This is a genomic window from Formosa sp. A9 (assembly GCF_051200825.1).
Taxonomy (GTDB): domain Bacteria; phylum Bacteroidota; class Bacteroidia; order Flavobacteriales; family Flavobacteriaceae; genus Formosa.
In genome coordinates this window covers 1,919,234-1,934,521 of record NZ_CP195158.1, presented here as the reverse complement: position 1 = coordinate 1,934,521, position 15,288 = coordinate 1,919,234, and the positions used below count along the sequence as shown (strand labels likewise).

Sequence of the window (15,288 nt, the reverse complement as noted above, 5' to 3'; positions counted from 1 at the left end):
TGAATGGTATTTTATGAGTAAAATCTGTGATAATTGTGAATTTGAATGCGATAAAACCTTTAAATATTGCCCGAATTGTGGCCAAAATACAAGGGAAGATTTAACGGTAAGTCTTATATTTAAAAACACAATCCACAATTACTTTTCGGTAGATGGGCGTTTGTTTAGAAGTTTTGTGCCTTTGTTGTTAAAACCTGGCTTTTTACCCAAACAATTCGTTAATGGTAAGCGTTTGTTTTACCTGCATCCTGCCCAGTTTTATTTATTTGCGAGTTTGGTGTTTTTCTTTTTGTATTCTTTTGAAGCTAAAAAGCAGGAAGCCGAGGTAGAGCAAGCTATAAAACGTGGAGTCATTGAAGAGAATAGTTCTAAAAAAATTAAAGATTCTATACATATAGGAAGTTCCCATTTTGAAGTCAAAGGTGTAGATTCTATTGATGAAAACGATAGTAACGACATTACTAATTTTAAATTAAGCAATAAAAAAGTCGATTCGCTAATGCAGTCTGGAGCCAGTGATACGCAAATATTAAAGGCTTTGGGAATGGGGGAACACCCGAGTAGATTCGAGGAAAAGTTTTACAACCAATTGTTTAAATTATACAAATACAAGAGTGGCGAACCTTTACTTAAAACATTTTATAATTATGTGCCCATTTCGCTATTTATACTACTACCTATTTTTGCTTTATTTTTAAAACTTGCTTTTTTTAGAAAAGGAAATTTTGCTTACCACTTGGTATTCAGTCTTTATTATTTCGCATTTATTTTTGTAATATTTACATTGCTAACACTCGTTAATTTTGCGGTGCATTTACCAGCAATAACACGAAGTTTTATTTTGCTTTCTGCCTTTGTGTATTTATATCTTGCTATACTGAATTTTTATAAATCTGGAAAAATATCTGGTTTTATTAAGAGTGTTTTAGTGTTTGGCGCATTTTTAATTTTAATAGTACCTGTGGCAGTGATTATTTTAGCAATAGTGGCCTTTATGTTTTATTGATAGAAATAACGAACCATATTCACAGCTTTTATCAATTCTAAAAACGTAAATGTTAATTCACAAACGACTACTGTTTTTTAAAGTTTATCTGCAAGATACTTTCCTGTAACACTCTTGTTGTTTTTTACGATCGCTTCAGGTGTACCACTAGCCACAATTTCGCCGCCATATTCGCCGCCACCAGGACCTAAATCTATAATATAATCGGCACATTTTATCAGGTCCAAATTGTGTTCTACTACTATTATAGAATGGCCTTTGTCTATTAATGCTCTAAATGATTTTAATAGTTTCTGGATGTCGTGAAAATGAAGCCCCGTTGTCGGTTCATCGAAAATAAACAAGGCTTTTTCCTTAGTCGTTCCTTTGCCTAAAAACGTTGCCAGTTTAATGCGTTGCGCTTCGCCGCCAGACAATGTTGAAGAACTTTGTCCTAAAGTAACATAGCCCAAACCTACATCTTGAAGGGGTTGCAGTTTATCCTTTATTTTTTTCTGATTGAAGTTGCTAAAGAACGAAATGGCATCGTCTATAGTCATGTTTAATACATCGTCGATCGATTTATTTTCGAAAGTAACTTCTAAAACTTCCTTTTTAAAGCGTTTTCCATTACAAGTTTCACACTGTAAATGTACATCGGCCATAAATTGCATTTCTATAGTGACTTCTCCTTCACCTTTACAGGTTTCACAACGCCCGCCATCTACATTAAACGAAAAATGTTTAGCCTTATAATCGCGAATTTTACTCAGCTTTTGGTTGGCAAACAAATTTCTAATATCGTCGTAAGCCTTAACATAAGTCACTGGATTAGAACGTGATGAACGACCGATAGGGTTTTGATCGATGTATTCTATATGTTTAATCGATTTATAATTGCCTTTTAGTTCGGTAAATTGTCCTGGTTTATCTCCAAATCCGGTTAACTCTTTTTGAATGGCCGGATATAAAATTTTCTTTACCAGCGTACTTTTACCACTACCAGATACTCCTGTAACTACGGTAAGCATATTTAAAGGGAAAGAAACATCTACATTTTTTAGGTTGTGGGCTCTGGCGCCAACAATGTCTATACTGTATTTAGACGTCAGTCGTTTTTTAGGTACCTCTATTTCTAAATTCCCGTTTAAATATTTTGCTGTTAAAGATTCCGAATGTAAAATGTTATCGTAACTACCTGTTGCTACAACTTCGCCACCAAAGGTGCCAGCTTCCGGGCCAATATCGATTATTTCGTCGGCTGCCTGCATAATATCTTCGTCGTGTTCAACCACAATTACAGTATTACCCAGGTTGCGTAAAGCCTTTAAGACTCCTATTAAGCGTTCGGTGTCTTTTGGGTGTAAACCAATACTAGGTTCGTCTAAAATATACATCGAGCCTACTAAACTACTTCCTAAAGAGGTTGCTAAATTAATACGCTGACTTTCTCCTCCAGAAAGGGTGTTAGAACGTCTGTTTAGAGTTAAATAATTTAATCCGACATTCGATAAAAATTCTAAGCGGTTGTTAATTTCTTTAAGTAAGCGGTTTGCAATTTTAGTATCGTGTTCTGTTAAAGAAATGGTTTTGAAGAAATCGGCTAATTTGTCTAAGGGTAATTCTACTAAATCGGTAATGGTTTTACCGTCTACTTGTACGTAATTGGCTTCTGGTCTTAACCGTTTGCCGTTACAGGCTTTACATTTTGTTTTTCCGCGGTAACGCGACAACATTACTCGATTCTGAATTTTGTAGGCTTTAGCTTCAAGTTCGGCGAAAAAACTCGATAATCCCTCAAAATACTGATTCCCATCCCAAATAAGTTGTTTTTGGGCGTCTGTTAATTGAAAATAAGGCTTATGGATTGGGAAATCGAATTTATGTGAATTATTCACCAATTGATCGCGATACCAGCTCATGCTTTCGCCGCGCCATGGAAAGATGGCATTTTCGAAAATTGAAAGCGCTGTATTGGGGATTACTAAATCGTCGTCTATACCAACAATATCGCCGTAACCTTCGCATTTAGGGCAAGCGCCATAAGGATTATTGAAACTAAAAAGATGCACATTGGGTTCTAAAAACGATATGCCATCTAACTCAAATTGATTACTGAATTCCCTAACCGCATTGTCGGTTAACGTTTGTATGCTACAAGTGCCTTTACCTTCAAAAAAAGCAGTTTGTACAGCATCGGCTAAGCGGTTAAAAAAATCGTCGTTATCTCTGTATACAATACGGTCTACTACCAAGGCTAATTCATTTGGATTTGCCAAATCATCAACATCTTCAATACGCTTTACCTCATTATTCACCTTTATACGCGCATAACCTTGCTGTTTTAATGCATTCAATTTATCTGCAATACTTCGGCCTTCTTCTAGCACGATAGGAGCAAGGAGTAATAATTTGTCGCCATCGTTAAAGGTTTTTATATAGTTTATAACATCGGTAACGGTATCTTTTTTTACCTCGTTGCCAGAAATAGGCGAGTAGGTGCGACCAATACGGGCAAAAAGCAATTTTAAATAGTCGTATATTTCTGTAGTTGTCCCTACGGTAGACCGCGGATTGGTAGAGTTAACTTTTTGCTCTATAGCTATGGCAGGAGCAATACCTTTTATGTAATCGACCTTTGGTTTATTAAGGCGTCCTAAAAATTGTCGGGCATAACTCGATAAGCTTTCAACATAACGGCGTTGTCCTTCAGCATAAAGTGTATCGAAAGCTAGACTGGATTTACCAGAACCGGAAAGTCCTGTTATTACAACCAGTTTATTTCTGGGAATAACGACATCAATATTTTTTAGATTGTGCAGTTTTGCACCTTTAATAATGATGTTTTCTTTAGGGTTTACTTCGGAAATTGTAATGCTCATAATGTATTATAGCGAATAATTTTCAAAGATAGCATAAGTATTTCAGCATAAAAAATAGATTATTATCCATGAAAGTGTTAAAAAAAATACAAAAAAAATTTTGTGTATTGTATTATAATCTTGTTATATTTGAAACCTAGATACTTAATAATAAAAATCAGCCGCCTATAAAGCAACATTACTTTTAAAACATGTTAACCCCATTTAAGAAGGTAAGCCTTCTATGTCTTAAAAGTAATGATTATGCAAAACGAACTTATCTCAGACGCTGTACTAGTAAGCAATTATATTAAAGGAAATGAAAATGCTTTAGAAACCTTAATTATAAGGCATAAGCATAAAATTTATAGTTTTATTTATTCGAAGGTATACGATAAAGATGTTGCCGAAGATATATTTCAAGACACTTTCATTAAGGTTATTAATACCTTAAAGCAAGGAAATTATAACGAAGAAGGTAAATTTATACCTTGGGTAATGCGTATCTCCCATAACTTGGTTATCGATCACTTTAGAAAAAACAATCGCATGCCTAAATTCGATAATTCTGGTGAGTTTAGTATTTTTTCTATTTTAAGCGATTCGTCTTTAAATGCCGAGAAACAAATTATTAAAAGTCAGGTTGAAGATGATGTAAGAAAATTGATAGAAGAGTTACCTGAAGACCAGAAAGAAGTGATTTTAATGCGTATGTATAACGATATGAGTTTTAAAGAAATTTCCGATAAAACTGGTGTTAGTATTAATACCGCGCTAGGGAGAATGCGGTATGCTTTAATTAACATGCGTAAAATAATAGAAAAACATAATATTGTTTTAACCAATTAAACAATAAATGCAAATTAAGGCCGTTATAATGTTATGAATCTTAAATCATTATAAATGGCCAAACTTTACTCTAAGACATCAAATGAAATTGATTTAAACCCTAAAGCAGATACCATTAAATTTCTGTTAGATTACTCAAAAGCTTTACGCATTGTACATTGTAAGGCGCAAGAAGGCGTTAAATTAATTTTAAACTAACACAGCATATCCTGATCGAAAGATCAGGATTTTTTGTTTTTATAATATTTGTCAATTTCCGACTTTCTACCAATGGTTTTGGTAATAATATCTTTATCTAAATCCCAGCCTCGTGCTGGTGAATATTGTCTGCCATACCAAATAATTTGCAAATGCAAATCGTTCCATAATGCTTCAGGAAATAAACGCTTAGCATCTTTTTCGGTCTGCACCACACTTTTTCCGTTGCTTAAATTCCATCTATACATCAAGCGTTGTATATGCGTATCTACAGGAAATGCCGGTATGCCAAAAGCCTGAGACAAAACTACTGCAGCCGTTTTATGGCCCACTGCGGGTAAAGCTTCTAAAGCCTCGTAAGTTTGGGGTACTTCACCATCATATTTGTCAATTAAAATTTGGGATAAACCATGTATGCCTTTGCTTTTCATTGGAGATAAACCTACAGGTCTTATTATATCCCGGATTTCGTCTACCGTTAGTTTTACCATATCGTAGGGATTATCGGCTTTTTCAAACAGCAAAGGTGTAATTTGGTTAACACGTACATCTGTACTTTGGGCAGACATTAACACGGCTATTAATAGTGTATAAGGATCTTTATGGTCTAAAGGCACTGGAACTTCTGGATAAAGTGCTTTTAAGGTATTTATAACAAAGTCTACTTTTTCTTGTTTGGTCATTATTGTATTTTTGAACAAATTTAATAAATATGACGACTTTAAAAATAGGGGATAAGGCTCCAAATTTTTCAGCTAAAGATCAAGATGGAAATACTATTTCGTTAAGCGATTATAAAGGAAAGAAATTAGTATTGTTTTTTTATCCTAAAGCCAGTACACCAGGTTGCACTGTTGAAGCCTGTAATTTAAGAGATAATTTTGAACGTTTTAAGGCTTTAAACTACGACATTTTAGGTGTTAGTGCCGATAGTGCACGCAGACAGACTAATTTTAAGACAAAAAATGAATTTCCGTTTCCGCTATTAGCAGATGAAGATAAAGAAGTAATTGAAGCCTTTGGTGTTTGGGGGCCTAAAAAATTTATGGGCAGAGAATACGATGGCATACACCGTACAACTTTTGTAATAGACGAATCTGGTGTTATTGAAGATATTATAAGTAAAGTAAAAACCAAAGCACACACGAGTCAGATCTTAAACGATTAAGTAAGTAGTGAGCTTATAAAAGGTTGTCTAAACCATTAGAAAAGATGTCATTTTCAATTTAGTTCAGAATCTAGTCGTTTTAATTTTGAAAAATAAACAATTTCTTGATTCTGTTAGAAATGACAATTAACTAAAGTTTAGACAACCTTTTTGTATTTATTTATTGTTTAAAGGCGCTTCGGTTAAACAGCCAAATAAACATTTTTGCTTGATTAATTTAGCAATACCTTCTGGCAACATCGTTTCCCAACCGTCTTCGTTATTGGCAATTTTTCTAAGAACTTCTCTAGAGAATACCGATAAAATGTTAGGATCGTAATCCGAAATATCAACTACTTTACCGTTGTATTTAAAGAATTTGTATAATTCTTTCATACGCGGATGAACTTTTAGGTTCTCACTATTCATTAGATTACCGTTTTCATCTAACATTGGGTACAGATAAACACGTAAATCTTTAAAGAATAGTTTACCGAAAGCTTCTAAGATACCTCCACTTAAATGGCGGTAGTATTTTTCGTCAAAAATATCTACAAGGTTATTTACTCCCATGGCTAATCCCATGCGGTTTTTAGAATATTGAGAGAAATATTCAACTAACTTATAGTATTCTTGGAAATTAGAAATTAAAACAGTTTGGCCTAGCGAACATAGCAGACGGGCACGATCCATAAAGTCTTGTTCGTCTATTTCTCCTTCTGCTCTTAAGTTAGACAAGGTAATTTCAAAAATTACTTTAGTATTATCTTTGTCTACTTTATTTTCTTTAATAAACATGTCCAAAGATTTTTGGTACATGTCCATATTTACTTTAGTTACCGGTCTAAAACTACCGCGTAAGGCCAAAATATTCTTTTTGTATAAAATTCTAGCAGGCAGTACGTTATTACCATCCGGATCGAACATCACCGCATCGGTCATGCCGTTTTTAACCAATTGCAAACTCATTAAACGGTTATCTACATCCTTAAAAATAGGTCCCGAAAAATTAATGGTATCAATCTCTAATTGGTCTTTATGTAAATGATCGTATAAATAACGCAGTAACTTTTTTGGTTCGTTGTATTTATAAAATGCGCCGTAAATTAAGTTAGTACCTAAAACACCAAGGGTTTCTTGTTGTAAACGGGCATCGTTTTCTTTAAATCTAAGATGAAGCGTAATTTCGTTGTACTCTTGGTCTGGCTCTACTTGGTAGCGAATACCTACCCAACCATGGCCTTTATATTGTTTGGCGAAATCTATAGTTGTTACCGTGTTGGCAAACGAAAAAAACATTTTATTAGGGTGCTTGTCTCTTGTAATTCGTTCTTCAATCAGTCGAATTTCGTGATCAAGCATTTTTAATAATCGGGCTTCTGTTACATAACGCCCATCTGCTTCAGAACCATAAATGGCATCACTAAAATCTTTGTCGTAAGCCGACATGGCTTTAGCAATGGTTCCTGAAGCACCACCAGCTCTAAAAAATTGACGTACCGTTTCCTGTCCTGCACCTATCTCTGCAAACGTTCCGTAAATGTTTTCATTTAAGTTAATTCGAAGTGCTTTCGTTTTTAACGAAGGAATATCTTCAAATTTTTTATCTCCTTTGAGGGTGATTTCCATCTTAAAATGTAGATTTGTATGTAAGTTGCAAAGGTATTAAATTCGCCTACTTATCAAAAAAAATACTCTAATTTTGTACTAAATCATTAGGCTTTTGAAAATCACATTTTTAGGAACAGGAACATCGCAGGGCATACCCATTATAGGAAGCAATCACCCCGTTTGCTTAAGTAAGGACCCTAAAGATAAGAGATTACGTGTTTCGGTTTTGGTAGAATGGGACGATTTTGTTTACGTGGTAGATTGCGGTCCAGATTTCAGACAACAAATGCTAAATGCTCGTGTTACCAAAATTGATGGTATTTTATTTACCCACGAACATGCCGATCACACCGCTGGTTTAGATGATATTAGACCCTTCTTTTTTAGGCAAGGCGATATAGATATTTTTGCACATAAGCGCGTGTTAAACGAATTGGCGCGCCGTTTTGATTATATTTTTGCAACAGAAAATAAATATCCAGGAGCTCCTGGTGTTACTGCCAACCCAATTACCAATACGCCATTTGTAATAGGAAACTTAACTGTTACACCCATTAATGGCATGCACCATAAATTACAGGTTTTTGGATTTCGGTTTGGTGATTTTGCCTATTTAACAGATATGAAAACACTGGACGATAGCGAAATTGAAAAACTGAAAGGTGTTAAAGTTTTGGTGGTAAACGCACTTAGAATAGATCCTCACATATCTCACTTTAATTTACAAGAAGCTTTAGATTTTATAGCAAAAGTGAACCCAGAAAAAGCGTATTTAACACATATTAGTCACCTACTCGGATTTCATGAAGAGGTGCAGGCCAGCTTGCCAGATCATATTAATTTAGCTTACGATAACCTTCAAATTACTTTATAATGAAACAAAGAATTTTTATGTACTTGTTCATATTTTCGTTATTACTCATATTATTTCAATATGTGAATTCCAAAAATGTATTCGAAGACGATTTAAAAACGATTGAAGCTTGCAAAGAACGCGCAGAAACTTATAAAGATTCCTTAGCTGTACTGAATGATAAAATTTTTGAATTATCCTATTTTAATTTAGAACAAAATGAAGATGCTTACACGTATTTAGAGAATAAAGGGTATGATGTTACGGCTTTAATTCCTTTTATTAAAGACGAAATTTACAAGCAAAATACCAATAAAGGTGGTAATCCGTTAGTGCCTTATGCGGCAAATGAAGGGAAATCCATGTTAATCAATTCTATAAAATTATTGAATCACAAATGGTTGATTTGCGATTTTTCTGATGGCATTTTCTGGGGCGAACTACTTATAAAATACGAAGTGCTTAGCCAAAACGAAGTCACCTTCGTGGTTATAGATTCGCTATTGTATCCGTTACAATAGTTTAGATAACCACACTTTAAAATCGTAAAAATTTTGCGGAGCTACCCCGTGGCCAACCGGATATTCTCGGTAGTCGTGCTTAATGTGTAAAGCTTCTAAAAAAGGAGATGTTTTTCTGGCCCAATCAACTGGAATAACTTGATCTACACTACCATGGGAGCAGAAAAACGATAAATGTTTATAGGCTTCAGGATTTAAGTGTTCAGGAATAATATTTGTATTTACATAACCACTTAATGCAATAACCTGATTTACTTTTTCAGGATAAGTTAAAGCGATGGAATAACTCAAAATACTACCTTGACTAAAACCTAATAGGGTGACATTATCTTTATTAACAGGATAATGGGCAACAACTTCATCTATAAAAGTGGCTATAAGATCTCTTGAAGTTTTAGCTTGTTCATCGTCGCTCCATTTGCCATTTACTTCATCAAAATTAATGGCATACCAAGCGTTGCCATAAGGTTGCATAGCATAGGGGGCTTTAACCGAAATAATAAAAAGTTCTTCGGGTAGTTCTGAAGCAAAAGAAAATAAGTCGTTCTCGTCGCTACCATAACCATGAAACATGATTACTAATGGTGCATTATTGGTTAACGACGATGGTCGTGTTATGTGGTATAAGCTAAAATCTGTCATTAATAAATATTTCTAAACCATTCTTGGAACTTTTCGCCAATGTAAGGTATTGGTTTAATTTCGCCTTTTAAAATGTGTATAAAAGAGAACAACCAACCAATAGCCGAGATAATCCAAAGTACATAGCCTAAAGTGCCATTAATGTATTTATCGGTTATTTGGGAAATAAAAAGCAAGATTACCAAACCAAGCATTTGCCTGTTGTAAAATGAAGTAAACGCATTGCGCTTTTCCATATTCATTATTACGGCAATTATTAAGCCTACAAAAGTTAAGTGGCTAACAATGGCCCAAGTTTTTCCGTCTTTAGCAGTTTGGTTAATCATGATAATTTATTTTAAAACTAATTGATTGTTGTTTATAATACCATAAACCTTTCCTTTTAGCGAAGTACCTTCAAAAATGGCGTTTTTAGATTTAGATATAATATCTGAAGCCGAGAAAGTGTATTTAGTATCTGGATTGAATAGCGTAATGTTGGCTGCGTTTCCAATATTTAATGTTGAATGCTCTGCACCAAAACGCTGTTTGCCTTTAGTTAAAACTTCTATTGTTTTTTTTAAGGTAAAAATCTGTTGTAAAGCTCCAAAAGCACTTTCTAAACCAATGGTTCCGTAGGCCGCATAATCGAATTCTACTTTCTTTTCTTCTATATTTAAAGGGTTATGGTCTGTGGTTACCATATCTATAGTACCATCTTTAACGCCTTCAATTAAAGCAGAAATATCGTTTGGTGTGCGCAATGGTGGCAATACTTTATAATGTGTATTAAAATCGGTTAGTACGCTGTCGTCTAAAATTAAATTATGGATGGCTACACTACAAGTAACATCTAATTTTTTAGCCTTGGCTTCACGAATTAAATCAACAGATTTGGCTGTAGAAATGGTAGGGATATGTAGTTTACCTCCTGTATATTCTAAAATAAACAAATCGCGGGCAACTTGTAATTCTTCCGCCAGAGCAGGAATACCTTTAAGCCCTAATGTTGTGCTGGTTACGTGTTCGTTCATAACCCCTTTACCTGCAATTTTATTGTCGTTCGGGAACGAACAAATCAGTCCGTTAAAGTTGCTAGCATATTGCAGGGCAATTTTCATGAGGTTGGCATTAGCAATCGATTTTTTATAATCGTAAAACACGACTGCACCAGCCGATTTCATATCGTACAATTCGGCTAAATCTATTCCTTCGCTGTTACGAGTTAAAGCGCCTATGGGTAACAGGTTTACAGCATGTGCTCTGGCTTTGCTGGCTACAAAAGCGATATCGCTACTAGTATCTATTATTGGATAACTATTGGCATTCATTGCCACAGTTGTAAAACCAGACAATGCCGCAGTAGTTAAACCGTTTTCTATAGTTTCGCGTTCTTCAAAACCAGGTTCTCCAAAACTCACACTACTATCAAACCAACCTTGAGAGATGTGCAGGTTTTCTAAAGCGATTTCTTTGTAATTATTAGGATTAGCTAATGATGTTCCTATTTGCGCTATTCTGCCTTCTTCGATTAAAAGATCAAGAGTTTGGTTATGAAACTCACTTTTACTATCGATAATGGTTGCAGATTTTATAAGTATGTTCATTTAAAATATTTTAATACGAGCATTTCAATAATCAAAAAGGCTAGTGCAAAAATAAGAAACCATTTCCATAGCTCATTAACTTTTGTATTACTTTTTAGCGCATCGAAGTAAAGAGAAATCGAATCGTTTACCGTAACATTTTTAATAGCAGTAACATCGTCGTAAACCAAACGACTTTCGGTTCTGTTGTAATTGTAGCTTACACGTTTTAAAGTGTCACTTTTGTTAGTGATTTCGTAAATACCCGCGTATTCTGGGCGTTGTTCTGTGGTAATATTCACTTTGTTATTAAAATACCGCTGCTGCGGAATAAACTTTTCCTTCTCGTTACCTAAATTCACAATATCGTCTTGTTGTAACGTTACTTCAACATCAAAATTATTGGTTTTGCCAACAGTAAAATATAATTGCGGATGTATTAAACTACTGGTGGCTATTTTATAAAAAGTAGGTACAATTAATGCCCAATTTTTAAAGTTGGAATTGTCCTTGCTGATGCTTGCTGTAAACAAAAACAGATTAGCTTGTAATTGAGTTAAAAAAGGTTGGCTGTCTTCGAAACTTAACAGCGCATTGCCTAAGTTGTTTTGAAGCGGATAATAGGTGTTTACTTTAGGATATTGAAAATTATGAACTTGTTTTTCGAATACACCATCTTTATAAATTGGATGCCCGTAACTAATGGATGTAATGAGTTTTTCTGAAGTAACAGGATTCAAAATACGGGTGTTAAAATGACTTAACAAATTATTATAAGTGTTGAAGCCGATGTCTTCTGAAGGGATAACAATTAATTTTCCGCCGTTTTGCGTAAAATTGTTAAGAACCTGAGTTAGCGTTGCAGGTATATCTTTTAATTCATTTAAAACAATGGTGTTTTGCTGAGAAATAATGTTATAATTTAAAGCTTTTACAGTACTAGAGGTATAGTTAAACTCATCGGCAGTAAAAATATTTTTAAGAAAGACATCGCTGGCATCATCTGTAATACTTAATACATTAATTTTTGATGGTGTGTTAATATTAAAGTAAAGTGTATTATCGAATTCAAGACCAGAATCTTCAATAACCAGTGAACCATTTAAAGGCTGATTTTTTGGAATTGTAAACGCTGTTTCGGCTTCATTGCTTATAGAAACAGCCGATTTAGCCATTAATTTATCGTTGTTATAGAGAGCAACTGATACGTTTTCAACAGGATTACTATAATTTTTTAGCACAACTTTTAGTTCAGAATTCATATTGGTTGTAGACGCAAAATACACAGAATCTATTGCTATGTTATTGGTATTTACAGGATGTAAAGGAATTACCGATACTGTAGTTAAAGAATCTGTTTTTGGCTGAAATGGTTCGGGTTGTGCTTGAAAATCCGAAATAAAAATTATCTCTTTTTTGCTAGTATTATGCTTACTAAATAACGATTTACATTTTAACAAAACCGATGTATACGGTAAGGCCTCATTGGCGTATGGTATTTGTAAAAGTTCGTTTTTAATGGCACTTAGAGTGGTGTTTTTATAAACAGTAGTGTTAGTTAGTAAAGACAACGGCGTGTTTACATCTACATGCGTTATTAATTCATTAATAGCCCGCTTTAACAACTCGCCATCGCTACCTTGTTGTTGCATACTAAACGAATTATCTAAATAAATTACAGTTTCTTTTGGCGTGTTAATCGCATTGGTTTTAGCTGTATATGGCTGTGCAAAAGCTAAGATTATACAAGCTAATAATGCTAAGCGTATAAATAGCGTAAGCCATTTTTTTATAGTAGAATTTTTTCGGGTTTGTAGAGCAACTGCTTTTAAAAATGCAACATTAGTAAATGCTTCTTTTTGAAATTTTCGTAACTGAAATAAGTGTATAATAACAGGAATAACAAGTAAAACTAAAGCGTAAAGAAGTTCTGGGTGTTTAAAATGCATTCTTAAAATTAAGTTTGATAAAGATAATAATTGCTATTAGATTAATGAGGTAAAAATAGAAAATCGAAAAAAAATATCCCGTAAAAAAATAATCTTAAAATTCTTTAACAAAACCTTATATTTATAATTCTGTAACAGATTGTAACTTTGACCGTCAAATGGTATTAAAACTATAACTAAATAATGAAAAATCAATTTTTAGCCTTGGCATTTGCAAGTTTGGTGCTTGCAAGTTGTGGCTCCTCTAAAACAGCTTCTAAAAACGATTTAGCTGTAAATTCACCAATTACAACGTCTATAGACTTAACAAAAGTGGTAAACGATAAAGCCCCTGTTGTTATAAATCCTGGGAGATTTACAGCCGATACCGTAACTTACAGATTGCCGCGTGTTGTACAGGGTACGTATTCTGTTAGCGATTTTGGTAAATATGTAGACGATTTTAAGGCTTTCGATTACAACGGAAACGAGATAGCAACATCTAAAATAGATACCAATTCTTGGGCTATTGCCAATGCCGAAAATTTAGATTATATAACCTATAACGTAAACGATACCTTCGATATAGAAGTGGAAGGTGGAATAGGGGGAGAACAACCATTTTCTCCTGCAGGAACCAATATAGAGCCTAATAACTATGTGCTAAATTTACATGGTTTTATAGGGTATTTCGATGAACTTAAAAACAATCAATATACTTTAAATGTTACGTCTCCTGCAGAATTTAAAAGAACATCGGCATTACAAAGAGTAAACGAAACCAAAAGCGACGACGGTACTACGGTAACCACAAGTTATGCAGCAACTCGTTATTTTGAAATTACCGACAATCCAATGATGTATGGCGATTTGGATGTAGAAGAATTTCAAGTTGGCGACATAAAAATTGTTTTAAGCGTATATTCGCCAACCAAAGCCCATACCGCTAAAAAACTGCGCGAAACCATGGAAAAAATGATGAAAGCGCAAAAAACATTTTTAGGCGATATTAACAGCACGCCACGTTACGATATTTATTTGTATTTAGCTGGCGACGACGAAAAAGCACCTAAAGGTTTTGGTGCTTTAGAGCATCACACATCTACAGTGGTGGTGTTGCAGGAAAGTATGCCAGAAGAGGCTTTAGATGAGAGTATGATAGATGTTGTGTCTCATGAATTCTTTCATATTGTAACTCCTTTAAGCGTGCACTCCGAAGATGTACATTATTTCGATTATAATCAGCCAACCTTTTCTAAGCATTTGTGGATGTACGAAGGGGTAACCGAATACTTTGCAACATTATTTCAGGTAAATCAAGATTTGGTAAGCGAAGATCAGTTTTATCAAAAATTAATGGAAAAAATTCTAATGTCTAAACGTTTTGATGACACGATGAGTTTTACCAAAATGAGCGAAAATATATTAGACGAGCCATACGCTAAAAACTATATAGATGTTTACCAAAAAGGAGCATTAATAGGTATGTGTATAGATATTATTATGCGCGAAGAAAGTAATGGTACACGCGGAATTTTATCGTTAATGAAAGAATTATCGACTAAATATGGTAAAAACAAACCGTTTAACGATGATAGTTTAATAGATGAAATCACGGCAATGACTTATCCTGAAGTTGGCGAATTTTTAAACACTTATGTGGTGGGTACAACTCCTATAAATTATCAAGACTATTTTAGTAAAGTTGGTTTAATTGAAGCTAACGATAAGATAGAAACCAATTATTTAATGAACAACGGTCAGCTTATCTTAGGTGGCGACCCTGTTACCAAAACCATCTTTTTTAACGATATGGTTAACGATAACAGTTTTTGGAAAGAACAAGGAGTACAACCTAACGACGTTATAAAAACTATCAATGGCGAAGAAATGACCATAACAAATGCTAACAATATGCTTCAAAAAGTATTTATGTGGCAACCTGGTCAAGATGTAGAAGTACATTTAGAAAGACAAGGCGAGCCTGTTGTTATTAAAACTAAATTGACTCAGTCTTATACTACCGGTCAAGTTTTAAAAGCCAATCCAGATGCCACGGCAGAACAAGTTGCTTTACGTAAAGCCTGGTTAAAAGGATAATCTAAATTTTATATTTATAACAAGAGAT

General features: G+C 34.2%; 14 protein-coding genes. 7 read left to right on the top strand and 7 right to left on the bottom strand.

Features of this window, described 5'->3' with window-relative positions; genetic code table 11:
* Nucleotides 1-13 precede the first annotated feature (13 nt).
* Nucleotides 14-1,006 (top strand): DUF3667 domain-containing protein, encoded by a 993-nt coding sequence (locus ACR9EA_RS08815; protein WP_435139768.1) that lies wholly within the window; start codon nucleotides 14-16, stop codon nucleotides 1,004-1,006.
* A 77-nt stretch (nucleotides 1,007-1,083) separates the two neighbouring features.
* Here ACR9EA_RS08815 and uvrA read toward each other — a convergent pair whose 3' ends face one another.
* The gene (gene uvrA, locus ACR9EA_RS08810) at nucleotides 1,084-3,867 is read right to left on the bottom strand and encodes an excinuclease ABC subunit UvrA (RefSeq protein ID WP_435139766.1); all 2,784 of its coding nucleotides are present in this window, start codon (nucleotides 3,865-3,867) and stop codon (nucleotides 1,084-1,086) included.
* 243 nt (nucleotides 3,868-4,110) lie between these two features.
* On the opposite strand from uvrA, the gene ACR9EA_RS08805 reads away from it, so the two are divergent.
* Complete coding sequence (locus ACR9EA_RS08805; protein ID WP_435139764.1) at nucleotides 4,111-4,695, top strand: RNA polymerase sigma factor; 585 nt, start codon at nucleotides 4,111-4,113, stop codon at nucleotides 4,693-4,695.
* A 54-nt stretch (nucleotides 4,696-4,749) separates the two neighbouring features.
* On the top strand, nucleotides 4,750-4,893 hold the full coding sequence (locus tag ACR9EA_RS08800) for a hypothetical protein (protein WP_435139762.1): 144 nt from the start codon (nucleotides 4,750-4,752) through the stop codon (nucleotides 4,891-4,893).
* Between the two features lie 23 nt (nucleotides 4,894-4,916).
* On the opposite strand, the gene ACR9EA_RS08795 is transcribed toward ACR9EA_RS08800, so the two are convergent.
* Nucleotides 4,917-5,576 carry an endonuclease III domain-containing protein gene (locus ACR9EA_RS08795; RefSeq protein WP_435139760.1) on the bottom strand — a complete coding sequence of 220 codons (660 nt, stop codon included), beginning with the start codon at nucleotides 5,574-5,576 and terminating at the stop codon, nucleotides 4,917-4,919.
* Between the two features lie 29 nt (nucleotides 5,577-5,605).
* Between ACR9EA_RS08795 and bcp the strand changes: the two genes are divergently transcribed.
* Nucleotides 5,606-6,061 carry a thioredoxin-dependent thiol peroxidase gene (gene bcp / locus ACR9EA_RS08790; protein ID WP_435139758.1) on the top strand — a complete coding sequence of 152 codons (456 nt, stop codon included), beginning with the start codon at nucleotides 5,606-5,608 and terminating at the stop codon, nucleotides 6,059-6,061.
* Between the two features lie 156 nt (nucleotides 6,062-6,217).
* Here the strand turns inward: bcp and ACR9EA_RS08785 are convergent, their stop codons facing one another.
* Nucleotides 6,218-7,669, bottom strand: a complete 1,452-nt coding sequence (locus tag ACR9EA_RS08785; protein WP_435139756.1) for a TonB-dependent receptor — start codon at nucleotides 7,667-7,669, stop codon at nucleotides 6,218-6,220.
* Nucleotides 7,670-7,763: 94 nt separating this feature from the next.
* On the opposite strand from ACR9EA_RS08785, the gene ACR9EA_RS08780 reads away from it, so the two are divergent.
* Nucleotides 7,764-8,525 carry an MBL fold metallo-hydrolase gene (locus ACR9EA_RS08780; RefSeq protein WP_435139754.1) on the top strand — a complete coding sequence of 254 codons (762 nt, stop codon included), beginning with the start codon at nucleotides 7,764-7,766 and terminating at the stop codon, nucleotides 8,523-8,525.
* On the top strand, nucleotides 8,525-9,025 hold the full coding sequence (locus ACR9EA_RS08775; RefSeq protein WP_435139752.1) for a hydrolase: 501 nt from the start codon (nucleotides 8,525-8,527) through the stop codon (nucleotides 9,023-9,025). The genes ACR9EA_RS08780 and ACR9EA_RS08775 overlap by 1 nt, the downstream gene beginning before the upstream one ends.
* Here ACR9EA_RS08775 and ACR9EA_RS08770 read toward each other — a convergent pair.
* From ACR9EA_RS08770 to ACR9EA_RS08755, 4 genes are read right to left on the bottom strand one after another with little or no spacing between them, the layout of a single operon-like run.
* Nucleotides 9,017-9,667, bottom strand: a complete 651-nt coding sequence (locus ACR9EA_RS08770; RefSeq protein WP_435139750.1) for an alpha/beta hydrolase — start codon at nucleotides 9,665-9,667, stop codon at nucleotides 9,017-9,019. The genes ACR9EA_RS08775 and ACR9EA_RS08770 overlap by 9 nt on opposite strands.
* Nucleotides 9,667-9,993 (bottom strand): hypothetical protein, encoded by a 327-nt coding sequence (locus ACR9EA_RS08765; RefSeq protein WP_435139748.1) that lies wholly within the window; start codon nucleotides 9,991-9,993, stop codon nucleotides 9,667-9,669. Before ACR9EA_RS08765 ends, ACR9EA_RS08770 begins: the two co-directional genes overlap by 1 nt.
* A gap of 6 nt (nucleotides 9,994-9,999) precedes the next feature.
* Complete coding sequence (locus ACR9EA_RS08760) at nucleotides 10,000-11,253, bottom strand: dihydroorotase (protein WP_435139746.1); 1,254 nt, start codon at nucleotides 11,251-11,253, stop codon at nucleotides 10,000-10,002.
* Nucleotides 11,250-13,181, bottom strand: coding sequence for a BatA domain-containing protein (locus tag ACR9EA_RS08755; protein ID WP_435139744.1), 1,932 nt, complete (start codon nucleotides 13,179-13,181; stop codon nucleotides 11,250-11,252). The genes ACR9EA_RS08760 and ACR9EA_RS08755 overlap by 4 nt, the downstream gene beginning before the upstream one ends.
* 183 nt (nucleotides 13,182-13,364) lie before the next feature.
* Here ACR9EA_RS08755 and ACR9EA_RS08750 point away from each other — a divergent pair, with 183 nt between their 5' ends.
* A complete protein-coding gene (locus ACR9EA_RS08750; RefSeq protein ID WP_435139742.1) occupies nucleotides 13,365-15,260 on the top strand; it encodes a peptidase M61 in 1,896 nt (631 codons plus the stop codon).
* Nucleotides 15,261-15,288 lie beyond the last annotated feature (28 nt).

What these genes read in the sequence shown, in the direction of transcription:
- ACR9EA_RS08815 (WP_435139768.1), top strand. Translation starts at nt 14, where the DNA reads ATGAGTAAAATCTGTGATAATTGTGAATTTGAATGCGATAAAACCTTT.
- uvrA (WP_435139766.1), bottom strand. Translation starts at nt 3,867, where the DNA reads ATGAGCATTACAATTTCCGAAGTAAACCCTAAAGAAAACATCATTATT.
- ACR9EA_RS08805 (WP_435139764.1), top strand. Translation starts at nt 4,111, where the DNA reads ATGCAAAACGAACTTATCTCAGACGCTGTACTAGTAAGCAATTATATT.
- ACR9EA_RS08800 (WP_435139762.1), top strand. Translation starts at nt 4,750, where the DNA reads ATGGCCAAACTTTACTCTAAGACATCAAATGAAATTGATTTAAACCCT.
- ACR9EA_RS08795 (WP_435139760.1), bottom strand. Translation starts at nt 5,576, where the DNA reads ATGACCAAACAAGAAAAAGTAGACTTTGTTATAAATACCTTAAAAGCA.
- bcp (WP_435139758.1), top strand. Translation starts at nt 5,606, where the DNA reads ATGACGACTTTAAAAATAGGGGATAAGGCTCCAAATTTTTCAGCTAAA.
- ACR9EA_RS08785 (WP_435139756.1), bottom strand. Translation starts at nt 7,669, where the DNA reads ATGGAAATCACCCTCAAAGGAGATAAAAAATTTGAAGATATTCCTTCG.
- ACR9EA_RS08775 (WP_435139752.1), top strand. Translation starts at nt 8,525, where the DNA reads ATGAAACAAAGAATTTTTATGTACTTGTTCATATTTTCGTTATTACTC.
- ACR9EA_RS08770 (WP_435139750.1), bottom strand. Translation starts at nt 9,667, where the DNA reads ATGACAGATTTTAGCTTATACCACATAACACGACCATCGTCGTTAACC.
- ACR9EA_RS08765 (WP_435139748.1), bottom strand. Translation starts at nt 9,993, where the DNA reads ATGATTAACCAAACTGCTAAAGACGGAAAAACTTGGGCCATTGTTAGC.
- ACR9EA_RS08760 (WP_435139746.1), bottom strand. Translation starts at nt 11,253, where the DNA reads ATGAACATACTTATAAAATCTGCAACCATTATCGATAGTAAAAGTGAG.
- ACR9EA_RS08755 (WP_435139744.1), bottom strand. Translation starts at nt 13,181, where the DNA reads ATGCATTTTAAACACCCAGAACTTCTTTACGCTTTAGTTTTACTTGTT.
- ACR9EA_RS08750 (WP_435139742.1), top strand. Translation starts at nt 13,365, where the DNA reads ATGAAAAATCAATTTTTAGCCTTGGCATTTGCAAGTTTGGTGCTTGCA.